Raw genomic sequence first — 19,152 nt, forward strand, 5'->3', positions numbered from 1 at the left:
CCCTATTTTACAAAAGGCTTAATTTTAGTTGCTTTTAAATCCGCCTATAACTAGCTAGGCATCTCCAATATGCTCATCAAAGAATTGTAATAATTTATTATATAACTCTTCCCTATTTTTATTTTTTATAAAGCCGTGTGCCTCCTTCTTCTTGGTCAGCCACTCATACTCATAATCAATTTCGTCAAGAGCTTTTCGCAATACTAAAGCATGCTTAAAGTGAGCCCTAATATCCTTTTCACCATGGACAATCATCAGAGGGGCTTTGAGTTTGTCTACGTTATATACTGGGGATCTCTCCAGCAAAGATTTCTTATCAGTACCAAGTGCATCACGCAGATAATTAATTCCTGACTGCCGCTGAGATATATCCCCCACTTCGAACATCATGTCCAAATCATATACCCCCACGTAACCAACAACACACTTATAAAGATCGGGCTCTCTTATCCCTCCCATAAGGGCTGCATACCCACCATATGATGCACCGTAGATGCAGATCTTGTCTTTGTTGGCAATCCCCGCATTAATCGCCCAATTAGTGGCATCAGTGAGGTCATCTTGCATTTCTGCTCCCCACTTACCATATCCGCTATACAAGAACTTTCGACCGTAACCGCCGGAGCCACGGTAGTTGATTTGAAGCACTGCATAACCTCGATCAGCCAGTAACTGTGCCTCGTGGTCAAAACCCCACTCATCTCTCACCCCATGAGGACCACCATGAGCGATGACAATCATTGGGTGTCCATTTGCCCTATCTTTTTTCGGAGTTGTCAAATAGCCCTGTAATTTTACACCATCTCTAGCTTCAATAGTAACGGCATCTACTGGAGACAGCTCAACATCTTTCAGCAATGGAAATGGATCAAGTATTTTCTTAACAGAATTTTTTTTAGGTTCATATAGATAAAATGCGGGGGAAAATTTATCTGTTTCAATTGAGGCAACTACTTTTGTCCCATCATCACTAGCACTAGTGATATTGACCAACGCACCCTTAAAAGCTGTGCTTAGATCCTGATGCCACTTTGAATAATGAGAGTTTGGGTCAACAATTATTGACTGAGGGTAATTAGGCATAATTTCAATCGAATAGAGACTTCCATTTCGATCAAAATTAAAAGAATTTATATCAACTTCAGGGTGGTTATAGAGTAACTTCGGCTCTTCTGATTCCAGATCCCATTTAACCAAACTACTAGTATCATTTAACCTGGTATCCAAAACATAAAAAGAGTTTTTTCCCGCAAATGAAATTGGCTCTACTGTCCCTTTAGAGTCATCTATAAATGAGTCAACTCTCTCCCATGCTGCTCCATCACTTTTCTTGTAGATATCAAAATAGTTTTCCTTATCGTCTGATCGACTGGCTTTAGCGTATATTGGATTTCCATCAATATCGACTACAACCTGAGAATTTTCTCCTGGCAGCCTTGAAACACGCTTGCTTCTTCCACTATAGACATCTAATTTAATTAAGCGTGCGCGTTTTCCATTACGAACAGTCATCAATACCTTATTTGGCTCTTTGGGTAAAAGGGAGCTAAGGACAGCGAAACCACTATCTGCCTGTAGAGTTGCACTACCAGAGCCTTTCCCTTGACCAAAAATAAATCCTTTATTTTTTCCCTTTACACTTAACCCTATCCACTCTCCCGTTGGAATAGGCATATCCAAGAAGCCATAATTTCTTATTAAACTTGCAATAATTCGATCGCTATTCGCCCAATAAATACTACCTACTGCATGGACTCCAGAAATATTTAACCTATTAATTATTTTTAAGTTGTCTGCATCGATAACAGCGAGTACACTCTCGCCATTATCAGTCCGCAATACCGCAGCGTAATGTTTACCATCTGGAGAAATTTGTAAATTCCCATATTTGGGCAGGTGCGCAAAGGCCTCTATTGGAGTTTCCTTTTGCGTCAAAGCCCAAACATTACAGGAAATCCCCAACAAAAAAATAAAAAATATACTACGGAAACTCATCCCTTACTCTCCGAGATCAAAAACAAACCCATTAAAATATTATCGGCTGCCAAAATCTGCCAAACCAAACCTGCATATTCCAAAGTTTTATAATAACGAATATTGGCTGATTAACTGATAGTTAAATACCCTCGCAGTTTACTTAACATATCCCCATCTAAAATTTAGAAAAAATCAAAAGAAACAAAACAAAACAATAGAAAACTTGATACAACCGTCCTAAAAAAGTGGCACTATCGTTAATAATTAACTTCTCTTTAATATACTTTATAACAGAAATGGTCGCCATATGATAATTAACATTATCGGCGATAATCAATTTAATTAAAATGAGGGAGATAAGCAATTGTCATAAATGACATAATATAAACAAAAGTACCAACTTTACTTTGGTTTCACAATAAATTTATGAATATCCCCCTTAAATAAGAAAGATATTTAAACAATGATAATTTCCATTAGTAGTATATAAAAATATGACATGCATCCATGCTTATATACCACCTGTGAGATTCAATCATTATTTCAGTGACATTGAATGAAATATACTTCCTCCTCAATAGAGCTTTTAGTTTTCCTATAAAATTCACTGGGCAGCGGGCTTACCCAACAACAACCTTCACTACTTTTAGGGTGGGCCAGCTCAATTTCTGTCGCGTGTAACAGCAATCGGCTAGATGCATTTAACGCAGCCTGATGTGCATAAAAAGGGTCACCTAAAATTGGATGCCCCATTGCCTGCATATGCACCCGCAACTGATGGGACCGCCCAGTAATCGGTTGTAACTGTAGTAAACTACAATTACTGGTCCGAGATATGACCTTCCAGTGTGTCGACGAAGGCTTACCTAGTTCAAAGTCTACTTTTTGACGTGGTCGATTTGGCCAATCACAAATCAATGGAAAATTGACTTCCCCTGAATCCTCCTCCGGATTTCCCCATACCCATGCGTAATAAGTCTTTTTAACTTTTCGATTTTGGAATAGTAAGCTCAATGCTTTATGGATTTCCGGGCCTCTAGCCATAACCATAAGGCCCGAAGTATCCATATCAAGGCGGTGGACTATTAAGCTCTCAGGGTAATATTTCTGGACTCGAACAGCTAAACTGTCTTTATGTGTAATTTCCTTTCCAGGAACACTCAAAAGCCCACTTGGTTTATCAACTACGACCAAGTGGGTATCTTCATATACTATTGAAGGAAATATGTGATCGGGGGGACAATATCTGCGTTTAGCTAGGTTTGCAAACATATCTAATACGAATAGCTTTAAAAATACTTAACGAAAAGGTCATTTATTACCAATATTTAACTGCCCAAGAATTTCCGTTGAAGCATTGACTTGATTCATCGTATAAAAATGCAAGCCCGGCGCACCACCTTCCAATAAAGTCTCACAGAGATCAGTGACCACCTCTAAACCTAGCTTTCGAATGTCCTCAGGATTGCTATAACTTTCCATACGTTTAATCAGCCATCTTGGAATCTCTGCACCACAATTTCGAGAGAAACGTACTAGGTTAGCAAAGTTAACTATCGGCATAATGCCAGGATAAATAGGGGCATCGATACCAGCTTTTTCACACTGATCAATGAAGTAAAAATAAGAATCTGGATTATAGAAATACTGGGTAAGGGCACTATTGGCCCCCGCCTCGAACTTGCCTTTAAGATAACGTATATCATCATCATAGCTGTTCGACTCCGGGTGAATCTCTGGATAAGCAGCTACCTCAAGATGAAATTGATCGCCGGTATGTCGGCGAATAAAGGCGACTAATTCATTCGCATAAACCAGTTGCGCCACCGCCCCCATGCCCGACGGCATATCACCACGCAGTGCAACTATTCGATTAATTCCCGCCTCTTTATATTCATTTAACAAACCCAGTATTGTCTCTTCATTATCACCACCAAACGACAAATGTGGGGCAATTGAAATACCATCTCGTCGCATATTGGTCACAATACTCGACGTTGTCTCTCTCGTGGTACCACCGGCACCATAGGTAACAGAAAAGAATTCAGGATTAAATGCCTGGAGCGCTTCGCGAGTTTTGTATAGCTTCTCGCGGCCCTCTGGCGTTTTAGGAGGGAAAAATTCGAAACTTATGCGAATGGAGTCTTTCATTATATTTCTCCAACCCCGCACAATTCAGGTGCCGGCGATACCGGCACCTTTTAGTTAGGGGTGATTAGTACTTATAACTTTCAGGTTTGAACGGACCTTCAACTGAAACACCGATATAGTTAGCTTGTTGCTCGGTCATACGGGTAATAACACCACTAAAACCCTCAACCATATAGCGTGCAACTTCTTCATCCAGGTGCTTGGGCAGTACTTTTACATACAGCGCTGAAGTTTTTTGATCTGCCGGTAAGTCGGCAAACTTTTCTTTGAACAAATGGATCTGGGCGAGAACCTGGTTGGCAAAAGAGCCATCCATGATGCGACTCGGATGGCCAGTAGCGTTGCCAAGGTTTACCAGGCGGCCTTCAGACAGCAGCAGCAAGTGATCATTGGTTTCGCTATTGCGAACTACCTTATGTACCTGCGGCTTAACTTCCTGCCACTCCCAGTTTTCACGCATAAAGGCGGTGTCGATTTCATTATCGAAGTGACCAATATTACAAACCACCGCACCACTCTTCAGGGCGGAAAGCATGTGGGCATCGCAAACGTTTACGTTGCCAGTTGTAGTAACAATCAGGTCTGTATTGGCCAGCAGCTGCTTGTTAATACCCTCAGCGGTACCGGTATTAACGCCGTCGATGTAGGGGGAAACCAGCTCAAAGCCGTCCATACAAGCTTGCATCGCACAGATCGGGTCCACTTCAGAAACCCGTACGATCATGCCTTCCTGGCGCAGGGATGCTGCGGAACCTTTACCTACGTCGCCGTAACCAATAACCAGCGCTCGCTTACCAGAGAGCAGGTGGTCAGTGGCGCGCTTGATGGCGTCGTTGAGGCTGTGGCGACAGCCGTATTTATTGTCGTTCTTGCTCTTGGTCACAGCGTCATTGACGTTGATCGCAGGAATCTTCAGGGTGCCTTCGCGCAGCATATCCTGCAGGCGGTGTACGCCGGTGGTGGTCTCTTCACTCACACCGTGGCAAGCATCGAGAAGTTGCGGGTATTCGCGGTGCAGCAACTCAGTGAGGTCGCCACCGTCATCCAAAATAATATTGGGTTGCCAGCCGGCAACATCGGCACCAATAGTGCGCTCAAGGCACCACTCGTATTCTTCTTCAGTTTCACCTTTCCAGGCAAATACGGGGATTCCGCGCGCAGCAATGGCAGCAGCAGCGTGATCCTGGGTGGAGAAAATATTACAGGAGGACCAGCGAACTTCAGCGCCCAGCGCGACCAGAGTTTCGATCAGCACTGCAGTCTGGATTGTCATGTGGATACAGCCCATGATACGGGCACCCGCCAGCGGCTGCTCTGCGCGGTATTTCTCACGCAGGGTCATCAGTGCCGGCATTTCACCTTCTGCAATTTCAATTTCACGGCGCCCCCACTCGGCCAGGGAAATGTCCGCGATTTTGTAATCTTTAAATTCAGTGCTCATTTGATTCATCGTTTTTGAGTCCAAAAATTATCTGCTTGCCGAGTGGTACCCAGCATATTTTGTGTGCCCGCGCTTTTGGCGCAGGCATGAATATTTATTTCTGAAACTTAGAGGCCGGCTTGGGAGCGAAGCGCATCCGCCTTGTCGGTTTTTTCCCATGGGAAAGCAGTAAAGCTCTCACTGCGTTCCTGGCCATTGCTGTCGATCCAATTGTAAGTGTGGGTAAACGGATCGCGACCAAAGTGACCATAAGCTGCGGTCAACTGATACATCGGGTGCAACAGGTCGAGGGATTTGGAGATGGCGTAAGGGCGCAGGTCAAAGTTTTCGCGCACCAGCTCTACCAGCTTATCCTCTGGTACCAAACCGGTTCCAAAAGTATTAATTGCTACGGAAGTCGGCTCGGCGACACCGATGGCGTAGGAAACCTGAATCTCACAGCGCTTGGCCAAGCCTGCAGCGACAATGTTCTTAGCCACATAGCGACCTGCGTAAGCGGCAGAGCGGTCAACCTTAGAGGGGTCCTTACCGGAAAACGCACCGCCGCCATGGCGAGCGGAGCCACCGTAAGTATCGACGATAATCTTGCGCCCGGTGAGACCGCAGTCCCCAACTGGCCCGCCAATAACAAAGTTGCCCGTCGGGTTGATATGGAACTTGGTGTCTTTATGCAGCCATTCCAGCGGCAAGGTGTTGTGAACAATCAACTCCATCACTGCATCGCGCAGATCTTTTTGGCTGACATCCGGGTTGTGCTGAGTTGAAAGAACAACCGCATCGATCGCACAGGGGCGACCCTGTTCGTCGTAACGGAAGGTCAGCTGGCTTTTTGCATCGGGACGCAACCAGGGAAGCAGACCGGATTTACGCACTTCAGCCTGACGCTCAACCAGACGGTGGGAATAGTAGATCGGTGCAGGCATAAAGGTGGGGGTTTCGTTGGTCGCATAACCAAACATTAACCCCTGGTCCCCAGCACCCTGGTCTTCCGGCTTAGCGCGGTCTACACCCTGTGCGATATCCACAGATTGTTTACCGATCACATTGATAACACCACAGGTCTCACCGTCATAACCCACGTCAGAAGAGGTGTAGCCGATATCGGTGATAACTTTACGCACCAGCTCTTCCAGGTCTACCCAGGCAGAGGTGGAGATCTCGCCGGCAATAACTGCAATACCGGTTTTCACCAGGGTTTCACAGGCTACCCGCGCCTGCTTGTCACGGGCCAGTAGAGCATCCAATACAGCATCGGAAATCTGGTCGGCAATTTTATCCGGGTGCCCCTCAGATACGGATTCTGAGGTAAACAGTCTGTATTCACTCATTTTGAGGTCTCCATTGTCCCGCCGCAGCGGTTGAATATCTTTTAACTTCAGGCTATGCCTGACAAACCCCCGTCAGGGCTTAATAAACTCTCTTATCTGGATCTGAAAGCCATTGCGCAGGGCGCTGTAAATACTGCGCCCATCTTGCAAGCCGGCAGTCGCGGCCCAGTCACTCAACTGCTCTGGAGCAAAACCCAGCCATAAATCTCCGCAGGCCTCTCTGGCCCAGTCCTGGCTGTGTTCCTGCAATTCTGCAATTAAAAGCTGCCCGCCCTTTTTTAGGGCGCCGTGCAAATCATGAAAAATTTGTGCCGGGTCAGGAGTGTGGTGGAGCACCATGTTCACCACGATGGTGTCGGCACTGGCCGGCCGTGCCGCAGCAGCGCGAGTATCGCTACAGACAAACTCGATATTTTTAATACCCTGTTCATCGGCAAAAGATTGGGCCCGCTCCAACATTGCAGAAGACAGATCCAGTGCTGTCACTGTCGCGAAACGCTGAGCCAACTCCTGTAGAAATTCACCTTCTCCAGGCCCAACTTCCAAGGCATGACGACCAGGTTTGAGCAGCTGAGCCACCTGTGGTCCGTATACGTCATAGCTGGCAATCAATTCCTGCTGCTCGCGAAAGCGGTTGCCGTAATCGGCAAAGAAACGTCGCGATGCTTCCGCTCTCTCTTCAGAAATCCGGGATACCGCCTGCACCCGCACATCGGCCAGAGGCAAATGATCCAGGTTTGTAAATAGCTGTGCCAGCAGTGGAGTAGCTGCAGTGCGCCGGTAGAAAAGGTTATTACCTTCGCGGTGCTTGTTTACCAGACCTGCCTGGGCGAGCACTTTCAAGTGATGACTCAGGGCCGGTTGGCGCAAATCAAAGATTCGGCACAGCTCTAAAACACTGTAAGAATCCTGGCTAAGCAGGCGCAATATTTCGAGCCGCAGGGGATCTCCGGCGGCTTTCAGGGTCAAGGCCAGCTGAGGAATTGCCTCGGCTGGACTCAGTTCGGGTGCTGGCTCATTTTCAGACATGGGGCGAAGTCTAGCAGGGGAGCACACCTATATCAAAATGTTTTGATATAGCTTTATTAAATATTTTTGATATAGATGTTAATGGCGCCGCCTAATGCATAGAATTAGAAGTTTGTTGCTGCACTCAACAACAAATCCCCAACCAAAGCTTTGCGCGGGGCCGCCCTTTACGGGAAAATACGCCACCATTTTGTTGTTGCGGGAATCTGCCGGCAGAGCAGCGCCGCACCCTAGCTAAGAAACCAGAGAGCTCTTCTTATGTCTTCTACTCCCTCTCGCGCTGAAAAGGCCAACGCCATTCGCGCCCTGTCCATGGACGCGGTCCAAAAAGCCAAAAGCGGCCACCCCGGTGCGCCCATGGGTATGGCGGATATCGCCGAGGTGCTGTGGAATGACTACTTAAAGCACAACCCGGCCAACCCCAGCTGGGCCGATCGCGACCGCTTTGTACTGTCCAATGGTCACGGCTCCATGCTGCTTTATTCCCTGCTGCACCTGTCCGGCTATGACCTGCCGATTGAAGAGCTGCAGAACTTCCGCCAACTGCATTCCAAAACTCCGGGCCACCCCGAATACGGTTATGCCCCTGGTGTAGAAACCACCACCGGCCCACTGGGCCAAGGCATCACCAACGCTGTTGGTATGGCAATGGCAGAAAAGATCATGGGTGCCCAGTTCAATCGCCCCGGCTACGAGCTGGTAGACCATCACACCTATGTATTCCTCGGCGATGGCTGCCTGATGGAAGGCATCTCCCACGAAGCCTGCTCCCTGGCCGGGACTCTGGGCCTGGGCAAGCTGGTCGCCTTCTATGACGACAACGGCATCTCCATTGATGGTGAAGTGGAAGGCTGGTTCACCGACGACACGCCCAAGCGCTTTGAATCCTACGGCTGGCACGTAATCCCCAATGTGGATGGCCACGATTCCGCCGCTATCAAAGCCGCTATTGAAGAAGCTCGCTCTGTTACCGATAAGCCCACCATTATTTGCTGCAAAACCGTGATCGGTTTCGGCTCCCCGAACAAACAGGGGCGCGAAGAGTGTCACGGTGCACCGCTGGGTGACGAAGAGATCGCCCTGGTTCGCGAAACCCTTGGTTGGGCCCACGGCCCATTTGAAATCCCCGAAGATATCTACGCTGGCTGGGATGCCAAAGCCAAAGGTGAAGCCCAGGAAGACGAGTGGAAAGATATCCTGGCCGATTACCGCGAAGAATTCCCGGAGCTGGCAGCCGAATTTGAGCGCCGCATGAGCGGTGAACTGCCCGCAGATTTCCTCAGCAAAGCAGATGAGTACATCAAAGCCTGCCAGGAAAATGCAGAGAAGATCGCCTCTCGTAAAGCCAGCCAAAACGCTTTGAACGCCTACGGCCCGCTGCTGCCCGAATTCCTCGGCGGCTCCGCCGACCTGGCTGGCTCCAACCTCACTATCTGGTCAGGCTCCAAAGGCGTCAGCGCCGAGGATGCCTCAGGCAACTACATCTATTACGGTGTGCGCGAATTCGGCATGAGCGCCATTATGAATGGTATCGCTCTGCACGGTGGTTTCGTGCCCTACGGCGCTACCTTCCTGATGTTTATGGAATACGCCCGCAATGCTGTGCGCATGGCCGCACTGATGAAGCAGCGTGTGGTCTTTGTCTACACCCACGACTCTATTGGCCTGGGAGAAGACGGCCCGACTCACCAGCCGGTAGAACAGCTCAGCGCCTTGCGCGCCACTCCGAACCTGCACACTTGGCGCCCCTGTGACGCCACTGAATCCGCAGTGAGCTGGAAGATGGCTATCGCGCGCAAAGAAGGCCCCAGCACCATGGTCTTTAGCCGTCAGGGCCTGGCTCCTCAAGATCGCGACAGCGCACAGCTGGCTCAGATTGAGCGCGGTGGATACGTACTGTCCGACTGCGAAGGTGCTCCTGAAGCCATTATTATTGCCACTGGCTCCGAGGTAGAGCTGGCGATGGCGGCCCAGGAAAAACTGGTTGGCAAGAAAGTTCGCGTTGTTTCCATGCCCTGTGCCGAGTTGTTTATGGAGCAGGAAGAGGCTTATCGTGAGTCCGTACTGCCTTCTTCTGTACGTGCACGAGTAGCTGTAGAAGCGAGCCACAAAGACTACTGGTATAAGTTTGTCGGTTTCGATGGCGCTATTATCGGTATGGAAACCTTTGGCGAATCTGCCCCTGCCGGCGACTTGATGCGCTACTTTGGTTTCACTGTGGACAATGTGGCTGAAGCGGTAGAAAAACTGCTGAAGTAATACTGTTCTCTCCACTGAATATCATTTAGGTATCAACCCCGCGCGGCACTGGCTCAGCGCCGCGCGGGGACGCTTAGCTGACATTTTTTCTCCTGCCTAAAGTTGTGCTATGACCACTAGAATTGCCATCAATGGCTACGGCCGTATCGGCCGCTCCGTTTTACGCGCACTCTATGAGTCTGGCGCCCGTGACAGCTTACAAATAGTTGCCATCAATGAACTGGCTGACTGCGACACCATTGCACACCTGACAAAGTACGACTCTGTCCACGGTCGCTTCTCAGGCGAAGTTTCCGTGCATGAAGATGTCCTTGAGGTTAATGGAGATTCTATTGCCGTTACTCATTGCGAGCGATTAGAAGATCTGGATTGGTTGCGGGATCAGGTAGATATCGTACTGGAATGTACTGGCAGCTTTAAGCAGCGACGGAGCGCAGAGCTGCACCTTGCCGCAGGAGCCAAGAAAGTACTATTTTCCCAACCCGCCAGCCGGGATGTCGATGCCACGATTGTTTACGGGGTAAACGACCATATTTTAAATGGCAAAGAGCAAATAATTTCGGCAGCCTCCTGCACAACTAATTGCAGCGTGCCAGTGATTGCTGCTCTGGATAAGGCCTTCGGTATAGAAGCTGGAGTCATTACTACCATCCATTCTGCAATGAATGATCAACCAGTAAGTGATGCCTATCACCATACTGATCTGAGAAAGACACGTTCAGCAGTAAGCTCGGTTATTCCTGTTGATACGGCTTTGGCCCGGGGTATTGAGAGAATATTACCTAACTTGGTCGGCAAGTTTGAGGCACAAGCCCTGCGAGTGCCCACAGTCAACGTTTCCGCGATTGATTTATCCGTTTCACTGCAAAGAGAAGTCAGCCGGGAAGATATTAATGCCCTATTAAAATCAGTTTCTAAATCTGAATTTAATGGTGTGTTAGGTTTTACCCAAGAACCTCTCGCATCCTGTGATTTTAATCACGATCCCCGATCCGGTATCATCGATGCAAGCCAAACTCGTGTAGCCGGTAATCGATTAGCCAAGATTTTGATTTGGTTTGATAATGAATGGGGATTTGCGAATCGGATGCTGGATTTAGTAAAGATAATCTAAAAAGCATCCATACTCCACCCTATTGAAAATTACTGATACAACATTAAGACTTAAGACATTCGAACCAAAATAATATTTTTCATTCCATATACTTACACTAAATATTTATTTAGAATAATCAATTTATTTATTAAATTACTTTTTCTTGAAAAGTGTACAAGGATTTGTTGTGTTTATTTTCTCTAGTTTAAATAAGTTATCAGGCTTCATCCTTATAACAGCAATTCTTCATGGTTGTGGAGGAGGTGGTGGTGGCGGCTCTAATGACAGCAATGAAACTAACAGTAGTACTGGAAGCTCAAACGACAGCACTTTTCCAACTGCAACAATTGATTTCCCACATATTGATGGGTTAGTTACAAGGCAAGGTAATATTATAATAAGAGGCTCTGCAAGTGATAATGAGGCTGTAGAAAGTGTATCAGTAAATGGGGTGCCCGCAGATTCAACTTCTGACGTTAATTTTAGTAGCTGGCAAGTGGAAGTACCTCTAGATAGCTTTGGAGAAAATACGCTGACCGTAAAAGTAGAAGATATTAATGGAAATATCTCACAAGCTGCGGCAACTAGAATAGTTAGTGTTTATATACCTCATAAATATAATGCTTGTGGGGAAATATCCTACGATCAAGAAAACCACAGGGTAATCGGTAGCTATCCTGACATTGTAGAAACTGACTTAAACACAGGCAATCAAACATACACTCCATTTGATTTTGATATTTGGAGATCCAGTTACAACACTCTAACAAAACAACTATATGGAATGGACTATGATGGCAACATAGTACTACTTGATTTATCTAACCTCATACCAATTACTATTTCTGAACAAAATACAAATGAAGTTAGTTTAACAACTGGAGAAATCACGATAGATAGCAGCAATAATATGCTCTACATATCTGATACAGATTACGCTTCTAATTGGTATATAGCTAGCGTAGATTTAGTCAGTGGAACCAGACGGATTATTGCTGACCAATCGACAGGTAGCGGAGCAGATTTACAGCACATATTGGGTATAGAAGCCAGGAATGGAAAACTTTTTGCCATTACCAGAAATAGAAGTATTCACCCAAACGTAGATTATTTTATAGAAGTTGACCTAAATACCGGTGACCGATCCATAATTAGCGGTGGTACTTATGGGTCTGGCTATCCTCTAAACTTGAGCATGGGCTTTACAGTCGATGACATTGCAGAATTCGCATATATTGGTGACTTTTATGATGAGTTAATAGAAGTGAATATTACTACAGGCGAAAGGAGGCTGGTCTCTGAAAGAGAGACTTATCTTAAGGACAACTTAGTTTTTGAGCAAAACTTCCACTTAGCTGTTGACCGCACTACGGAATCAGTTTATTTAAATTGTTCATCACATCAATTAATATCTATTGATATTGAATCAGGTGTCCGAAAACAGATAACAAAATCTAAAAGAGGTGATGGACCTCCTATAAGAAATGCTTCATCTGCACGATTTGATAGCATCAATAATAAAATACTAATCATTAACAAAACCACCCAAACTTATATGCCAGAGATAATGGAAATTGATCCCATAACTGGCGATAGAAAAATAATTGTTAGTGATATTATAGGGTCTGGAATCTCAGTGGGAAACTATTACGATTTTGCCCTGGGTAACAAAACTGGACGCATTTTCATCGCCTCCTCCTGGTATGACCCTGACAGCTTTGAAACTTTTGATTACATTGTAGAAGTGGATAAAGCTACAGGTAACAGAACTATAATTTCTGGATCTGGGTACGGCAGCGGCCCTGAATTTAATAATCTATTAACTCTCGAAATAGATGAAGAAAAAGAATTACTCTACGTTCTTGATCATTATACTGATGCCTTATTAAGTGTCGATATTTCAACTGGAAACCGAACTATTATCAGCCAAGCTGGAGGGATTGGTAGTGGCATCGATTGGACACTGCCAACATACATGGCACTGAGCTCAAACAAGAACTTTGCTTATGTTACTGAACAGTCCTCGAATTCGATTTACCTTGTAAATCTCACAACAGGACATAGGGAAATATTTTCAAGTGACGATGTAGGCGAAGGCCCATCTTTAGCCGGACCAACTCAAATACGATTTGACTCTACCAGAAATAAACTAATTGTCGAAAGTTATGAAGTCTCTGGTTATCAACCAATGATTTATGTAGATGTTGAAACAGGAAATCGTGAATACAGGTACTCAAGTAATGCCAGTACCGATAACAGAGCTATTATAGATCCCGAAACAGGATTAACCTATATTTCATCCTGGCTTGGAGAAGTAAGGGTTTATGATTACGAAACCTCACAAGCACTGATAATATCTAAATAATTTATCCAATATAAAATATTGCGCCTATCCACTCTAGGTAGGTGCATATCAAACCTCCGGCTTGACAACTTGGACGAACAAATAGAGCAAAAACTGCTGGCAGCATACATGCAATTTATTTGATCTCGAAGCTTATTTTTGAAAAAATAATTTCTCAAATCATCTTAATCAACCTTGGTTTAAAGTAATAATTTAAACTCCCTCACACTACAAGCATGATCATCTCTCAGCACCACAAAAAATCACTGTGGCAACCTTCACTCAACTTAGCTGACCTACTATTCAGGCCACCCATTACAAATTGAAGAGGCACGCATGTTACATTATTAAAATTCAAAATTCTTTAAGAAATACTGTCGAATGGGAGCATTATTTTGTTTTACCCTTATCTCTCAGGATAAAAATGGGTGGGAAAATAAATATCGTTTTTTAAGCTCTCTAAAATCCTTTCACGACCAAACAGATCTAGGCCATTGTCAAATGGTACTTATCTTGAAAGCTAACCATACGACTTACCGCGTCTTCAACCATAGCCAGCAATGCTCCATCACACCTTGCCTATAACAGGATCATTTTCTCAGTCAGCTATCCGATTCACCCGGCCAATAACAGCTTGCAGTCTGCTGAGAGCTTAATTCTTTCCAAGTTAGGGCGGCTATTTGTTGCCTCTCGTCATCAGTCACTTTCTATGCCTTGCACCTTAGCTCCGCAAGCTTGTATATTTGCCCTGAGTGGTATCCTCGTAAGCCTATACTGCATCGCAGCTCCCGGCTGAACGTCGAGTGATGCCTCACTATCAATTTTGCTATTGTTTTCTGGGGGTGTCCGGATTTTCTTAGGCTATAAATCTAGTATCATTCGTTCTCATTCAGCTGGTAGTAGCTAATCAGTACCTTTTTCCAAGTCAAGAGAGGTGCTGACTCTACCAGCCGAGCTCCCCGTACTTACTATCTGAAATCAAGGCATATTAAAAGTCATTTTCTTTAAAAACGGTTTAAAATTTAAGCGTCGTCATATATGCAAGCCTCAGCATCAAAAGCAATTACTTTTTTTTGCTTAGTATTTTTCTGCCTATATTCAGTAGCCAACTGCAACAAACTCTGCTCTCTACCTTCCTTGTCAAGCTCACCCAATCTTTCAGCTGCATTATAAAAATCCTCCCAACCATTACTATCAATATAAAGCTGACGAAAAGCTGGAACTAAAGATTCATATTCTGCAGCCAAAGCCAAAGTAGCATTATTGGTTTTCTCTATATAAGCCTGGTAGCGCGCTGGGTAAGACCACTCTGCTGCCATACGCCAATAGCAACGTCTCAATCGACTCAGAATTTCCTCCTTTTCTTGGCGCTTGTCCTCATCCGGCAAGTTGGATTGGTAAACTGGTTGAAGCTCTTTACGCGTCGCTGTCATTAACTGTCGTACCGCCAGTGCCTGAGCCTTAGTCTCCTCAGCAGAACTCGAGAGACCTTGGCTACGAAGCCAATCAGGTAAAGCAATTTCGGAAACTGCTGTAGCAAAGCTCTCATTAAAACGGGTATCACCCGGCACATAAACTCTTCTGTGGGCCAACTCATGAAATAAGAGTCCGGCCAGTCTCTCCGGTGTCCAATTCACAAAGCTTGATAACACAGGATCGTTAAACCAACCCAGGGTGCTGTAGGCCGGAACGGCTCCAAGGTAGACATCGTAACCCTGGTTACGCAGGCTATTTGCTTTGGCAATAGCCGCTGATTTGCGGAAGTAGCCCCTATAGCTAGCGCAACCGGCTATGGGGTAACACCATCGTTTGGGGCTCAGGGAAAACTCTGGTGCAGCCAAGACATTCCATATGGGGTATTCATCATCAAGCTGGACATAGGAACTATAGGCTTGCCCCACTGGTAGCTTTAACTCCTGTGCTGCATAGGCACGGATTTCCTGAACGAGTTGCAATTGCTTCTGAAGCTGATCATTAGCATTGCCATCTTGAACCAGCTCTTCAATCGGCTGCCGGGCGGAGAGTATCCGCAATTGACCGCTTGCAGCCTGGAAGTAATAGCCCGCAGTCTCGCACCCGTAGAGCCCTAACAATACTAATGCGAGCAGCCAAACTCTGGGGCGCGCTAAAAACCTAAGATCAGAAATACTGATATACACTCTTTTTCCTATTAGTATTTTTCTTAGAGAAACCCACCAGTCAAACGATTCCATGTGCAAAAGGTTATTCCATGTCACCAGTGGCAGCCGTCTTAACAGTATTTGCGCTGGTTTTAGGTGCTGTTGCCTGGTTGCGACTGCTATTTATTGGTTTTAGTCGCGACCCCTTGTCGGGGCTGATAGCACTATTTATGCCACCTTTGGCGCTTTTACTGCTTCTGCCTGAAAGGCGAGAAAATAGTGATCTTTATTCTTTATGTGGCGTGTCCTTACTCTGCCTACTTGCAGCCCTGGCCCTGCTTTGACCAACCCGTCGTTCTTACGATAAGTCGATCCAGCTTGATTTAGGTCAAGAGATTTCCATTACAGCTCCCTAGACTGCATAGGTGAAGCATTAGCCTATTTGGAGAGAAAAATGGATGCTTTAATTGACCTGTTTACCAGCTTTTCTGGCCTTCTCAGCTTGGCCGTTATTGCCTTTATATTCCTGATGGCAGCGTTTTTCGTTCGCTTGGTTCGCAACAATGTTGAAAAAGCTGTTGCCGAGCAGGAACGCATCGCAGCACAAGCAACCGGTTCCAATAAATAGCTAGGCTTCCATCGTTGCTGTAAGCAACCAAGCACAAGGTAGTTTAGCGTTTATCTCTCGATCTGGTATCTAATAGCGGGCTTTCTACAGCCGGTAGGGTGGTCAACCTCCCTGCAGCTGGGAAGTAACCGTGTCATCAAGCTTCTTGTCATGGAAGAGATGGAGTTGATGCTACTGAGAAGAGAGTGCGGCGTTGTACCCGTATCGCTAGCGCTCTCAGGTGAGTAATCCTATCGAGAGCGCAGCTGCAATACCTCAAGCACTGCTTGTGAAGCTAACCGCTGAAAGCCCAGTGGTGACTTTTTTATACCTCAGGTAGCAGGCTTATCTTTGGGTGAAGACTTCATCCAACGCCCAAATAAAATGCCAATCTCAAACAATAGCCACATGGGGAAGGCCAATAAGGATTGGGAAATTATATCTGGCGGTGTCAGTAGCATCCCAATTAAAAAGCATCCCACAATCACATAAGGACGCTTACTTGCCAGGGTCTTGGCATCCACTACCCCACTCCAGATCAGTAGGACTGTCGCGATAGGGATTTCAAAAGCAAAACCAAAAGCAAAGAAAAGCTTCAGCACCAGATCCAGATAACTGCGCATATCTGGCATTACCTTAATATCTTCTGGAGCAGTTCCAACAAAGAAATCAAACAGAAGGGGAAAGACCACAAAATACGCAAATGCAATGCCGATATAAAAAAGTGCGACGCTACTAATTAATAATGGAATAGCAATACGTTTTTCATTTTTATATAACCCCGGGGCAATAAATGACCAAACTTGGTAAAGCACAAAAGGGATTGCAATAAAAAAAGAAACTATAAAGGTCGTTTTGAACGGAGTAAGGAACGTGGAAGTCACCTCTGTAGCGATCATTCCAACATCACCCGCCAAACGCTCCTGTAGAGGGTGGGCAATAAAATTATAAATTTCAGACGCAAATGGCATCAAGCAGACAAATAAGACCAATACGACTAAGAGGATTCGCAATAGGCGATCACGCAGTTCGATCAGGTGGTCGATAAAAGGCTGATGTTTATCTTGGGACTGATCGCTCATGACTGGCTATCTTTTTCCTGTTGCGATGTTTTCTTCTCGCCTTGTTTTTCTTCTTCATCTTCATCTTCATCGATGTTTTCAGGATGGTCCGGGTTTAAATCCGGGTCCCCAAAATCATGCCAATGCTCTGGGTATTCCGGATCCTGTAACTCCTCGGCAGTTTCATCCTGTTCTGGCAAATAATCCTCCTGCTCCGCACGAGGATGAGCAGGTTCTTCTATCGCCTTTTCAGGCTTTGGTGCCTCAGGATGATTTACTCCAGCTGCCTGTTTTTCTACTGGTGTCCCTGCAACTTGTGGTTTTTCAGGCTGATTAAGCGCGTCGTGAACTTCCTTATTGGCTTCGCTAAAGGTTTGCTCCATCTCACGACGACTCTCCTCAATCTCACGCATAATGCGCTCATTGTGAAGTTCACGCCGTATATCATCGGCTCCAACCTCTCGCTCCAATTCTTCACGAGCACTGTGCAAGGTCCGCTTCAAACCGGACCACCAGCGGGAAGTGGTACGCACCGCATCGGGCAGTCGCTCAGGGCCAACCACCAACAGGGCCACGGCAGCAACTACCAATAGTTCTAAAAAGCCGATATCAAACACAGAGTGACACTCGCCTTAGTCGTTGCCGATTATTTGTCCTGGGACTGTTTATCTTTATTTTTGACAGTACTGTCTTGGCCTGGCTTCTCTTCCTCATCGTGCTTGAGACGCTCGACATCTTTGTCTTCATCAGCATCCTTGGATTTGTCTTCATCCTTAACCGCTTTGCGGAAACCCTTAATTGCGCCACCCAGATCGCCTCCGAGGTTTTTCAAACGCTTGGTTCCGAACAGTAGCAAGACTATGACCAGGACAATCAACAACTGCCAGATACTAATTCCACCGAATCCCATAATTGTCTCCATTACATTCAATAGGATGGCTTGAGTTTCTTACCGGGCACTCCCGCCATCAGGGGTGGTGCCACAAGTGATTCAAATTTTACTTAGTTCGCGCAGCTTTCTCTTCCAGGCCAGAAAGACCAAATCGGCGCCCAAGCTCTCGAACCACGTCCTGAGAATCAGCGCCCAAGTGAGATAGCATGACCAGCGAGTGAAACCATAGGTCCGCTGTCTCGGCAACCAGGTCTCGATTATCGCCACTACTCTGTGCGTCTTTTGCTGCAAGAATAGCTTCAGTGGCTTCTTCACCGACTTTTTCCAAAATCTTGTTCAGGCCTTTGCTATGTAGACTGGCCACATAGGATTCAGAAGCATCACTGCTATTTTTACGGCTTTCCAATACCGCATCGAGCTGTTGCAGCACATCTTTCATAATTGTTTCACTTATAAATGGACTTCGGGTCCTGAATCACCGGCTGATTCACCTGCCACTCTTCATCTTGAAGGAGGTGATAGAAACAACTACTGCGTCCGGTATGACAGGCGATTCCACCTTCCTGCTCGACCAACATTAATACGGTGTCACCATCACAATCCAGACGCAATTCACGCACCTTCTGCAGGAAACCAGAGGTTTCGCCCTTGCGCCACAGGCCCTTGCGGGACCGGGACCAGTAGACTGCGTAACCCTCACTGGCAGTGAGCGCCAGCGATTCCCGGTTCATCCAGGCCATCATCAACACCCGCCCGGTTTTGAAATCCTGCGCAATCGCAGGAACCAGGCCATCACTGTTCCAGCTGACTTTATCGAGAAAACCGGCCTTTGCTTGAATTTGAGTCA

The 19,152-nt window shown here is 46.1% G+C and carries 17 protein-coding genes; 5 read left to right on the forward strand and 12 right to left on the reverse strand.

Features of this window, described 5'->3' with window-relative positions:
• Window positions 1-54 precede the first annotated feature (54 nt).
• The 6 genes from ACJJI1_RS07080 to ACJJI1_RS07105 all read right to left on the reverse strand — a co-directional run bounded on the left by ACJJI1_RS07080 (window position 55) and on the right by ACJJI1_RS07105 (window position 7,926).
• A complete protein-coding gene (locus ACJJI1_RS07080) occupies window positions 55-1,995 on the reverse strand; it encodes an alpha/beta hydrolase family protein (protein ID WP_444958947.1) in 1,941 nt (646 codons plus the stop codon).
• 525 nt (window positions 1,996-2,520) lie between these two features.
• Window positions 2,521-3,171: an RluA family pseudouridine synthase gene (locus ACJJI1_RS07085; RefSeq protein WP_444958948.1), complete on the reverse strand. Its 651-nt coding sequence runs from the start codon at window positions 3,169-3,171 to the stop codon at window positions 2,521-2,523.
• 117 nt (window positions 3,172-3,288) lie between these two features.
• Window positions 3,289-4,128 (reverse strand): methylenetetrahydrofolate reductase [NAD(P)H], encoded by an 840-nt coding sequence (metF, locus tag ACJJI1_RS07090; RefSeq protein ID WP_444958949.1) that lies wholly within the window; start codon window positions 4,126-4,128, stop codon window positions 3,289-3,291.
• 64 nt (window positions 4,129-4,192) lie between these two features.
• Entirely contained in the window at window positions 4,193-5,569 is a 1,377-nt protein-coding gene (gene ahcY / locus ACJJI1_RS07095) for an adenosylhomocysteinase (RefSeq protein WP_369974263.1), read from the reverse strand.
• A 107-nt stretch (window positions 5,570-5,676) separates the two neighbouring features.
• A complete protein-coding gene (gene metK, locus ACJJI1_RS07100; protein ID WP_282930687.1) occupies window positions 5,677-6,897 on the reverse strand; it encodes a methionine adenosyltransferase in 1,221 nt (406 codons plus the stop codon).
• 72 nt (window positions 6,898-6,969) lie between these two features.
• Window positions 6,970-7,926 (reverse strand): metalloregulator ArsR/SmtB family transcription factor, encoded by a 957-nt coding sequence (locus tag ACJJI1_RS07105; RefSeq protein ID WP_108734975.1) that lies wholly within the window; start codon window positions 7,924-7,926, stop codon window positions 6,970-6,972.
• Between the two features lie 258 nt (window positions 7,927-8,184).
• Here ACJJI1_RS07105 and tkt point away from each other — a divergent pair, with 258 nt between their 5' ends.
• The 3 genes from tkt (at window position 8,185) to ACJJI1_RS07120 (ending at window position 13,646) form a co-directional block, all read left to right on the forward strand.
• A complete protein-coding gene (tkt, locus tag ACJJI1_RS07110) occupies window positions 8,185-10,185 on the forward strand; it encodes a transketolase (RefSeq protein WP_444958950.1) in 2,001 nt (666 codons plus the stop codon).
• A gap of 109 nt (window positions 10,186-10,294) precedes the next feature.
• Entirely contained in the window at window positions 10,295-11,299 is a 1,005-nt protein-coding gene (gene gap / locus ACJJI1_RS07115; protein WP_444958951.1) for a type I glyceraldehyde-3-phosphate dehydrogenase, read from the forward strand.
• Between the two features lie 169 nt (window positions 11,300-11,468).
• Window positions 11,469-13,646, forward strand: coding sequence for a hypothetical protein (locus ACJJI1_RS07120; protein WP_444958952.1), 2,178 nt, complete (start codon window positions 11,469-11,471; stop codon window positions 13,644-13,646).
• Between the two features lie 1,001 nt (window positions 13,647-14,647).
• Here the strand turns inward: ACJJI1_RS07120 and ACJJI1_RS07125 are convergent.
• Window positions 14,648-15,784 carry an aminopeptidase gene (locus tag ACJJI1_RS07125; protein ID WP_444958953.1) on the reverse strand — a complete coding sequence of 379 codons (1,137 nt, stop codon included), beginning with the start codon at window positions 15,782-15,784 and terminating at the stop codon, window positions 14,648-14,650.
• 71 nt (window positions 15,785-15,855) lie between these two features.
• Between ACJJI1_RS07125 and ACJJI1_RS07130 the strand changes: the two genes are divergently transcribed.
• Window positions 15,856-16,089: a hypothetical protein gene (locus ACJJI1_RS07130; RefSeq protein WP_444958954.1), complete on the forward strand. Its 234-nt coding sequence runs from the start codon at window positions 15,856-15,858 to the stop codon at window positions 16,087-16,089.
• 110 nt (window positions 16,090-16,199) lie between these two features.
• Window positions 16,200-16,373 carry a DUF3149 domain-containing protein gene (locus tag ACJJI1_RS07135; RefSeq protein ID WP_282930681.1) on the forward strand — a complete coding sequence of 58 codons (174 nt, stop codon included), beginning with the start codon at window positions 16,200-16,202 and terminating at the stop codon, window positions 16,371-16,373.
• Window positions 16,374-16,684: 311 nt separating this feature from the next.
• On the opposite strand, the gene tatC is transcribed toward ACJJI1_RS07135, so the two are convergent.
• The 5 genes from tatC to hisI all read right to left on the reverse strand — a co-directional run bounded on the left by tatC (window position 16,685) and on the right by hisI (window position 19,144).
• Entirely contained in the window at window positions 16,685-17,434 is a 750-nt protein-coding gene (gene tatC / locus ACJJI1_RS07140) for a twin-arginine translocase subunit TatC (RefSeq protein ID WP_413663789.1), read from the reverse strand.
• Window positions 17,431-18,030, reverse strand: coding sequence for a Sec-independent protein translocase protein TatB (gene tatB, locus ACJJI1_RS07145; RefSeq protein WP_444906878.1), 600 nt, complete (start codon window positions 18,028-18,030; stop codon window positions 17,431-17,433). Before tatB ends, tatC begins: the two co-directional genes overlap by 4 nt.
• Window positions 18,031-18,059: 29 nt before the next feature.
• Window positions 18,060-18,323 (reverse strand): Sec-independent protein translocase subunit TatA, encoded by a 264-nt coding sequence (tatA, locus tag ACJJI1_RS07150; RefSeq protein ID WP_444892350.1) that lies wholly within the window; start codon window positions 18,321-18,323, stop codon window positions 18,060-18,062.
• A gap of 88 nt (window positions 18,324-18,411) precedes the next feature.
• Window positions 18,412-18,744 carry a phosphoribosyl-ATP diphosphatase gene (locus ACJJI1_RS07155; protein WP_282930677.1) on the reverse strand — a complete coding sequence of 111 codons (333 nt, stop codon included), beginning with the start codon at window positions 18,742-18,744 and terminating at the stop codon, window positions 18,412-18,414.
• A gap of 7 nt (window positions 18,745-18,751) precedes the next feature.
• On the reverse strand, window positions 18,752-19,144 hold the full coding sequence (gene hisI, locus ACJJI1_RS07160; protein WP_282934621.1) for a phosphoribosyl-AMP cyclohydrolase: 393 nt from the start codon (window positions 19,142-19,144) through the stop codon (window positions 18,752-18,754).
• Between the last annotated feature and the right edge of the window lie 8 nt (window positions 19,145-19,152).

This window comes from Microbulbifer maximicatervae (SeqCode) (assembly GCF_052467065.1).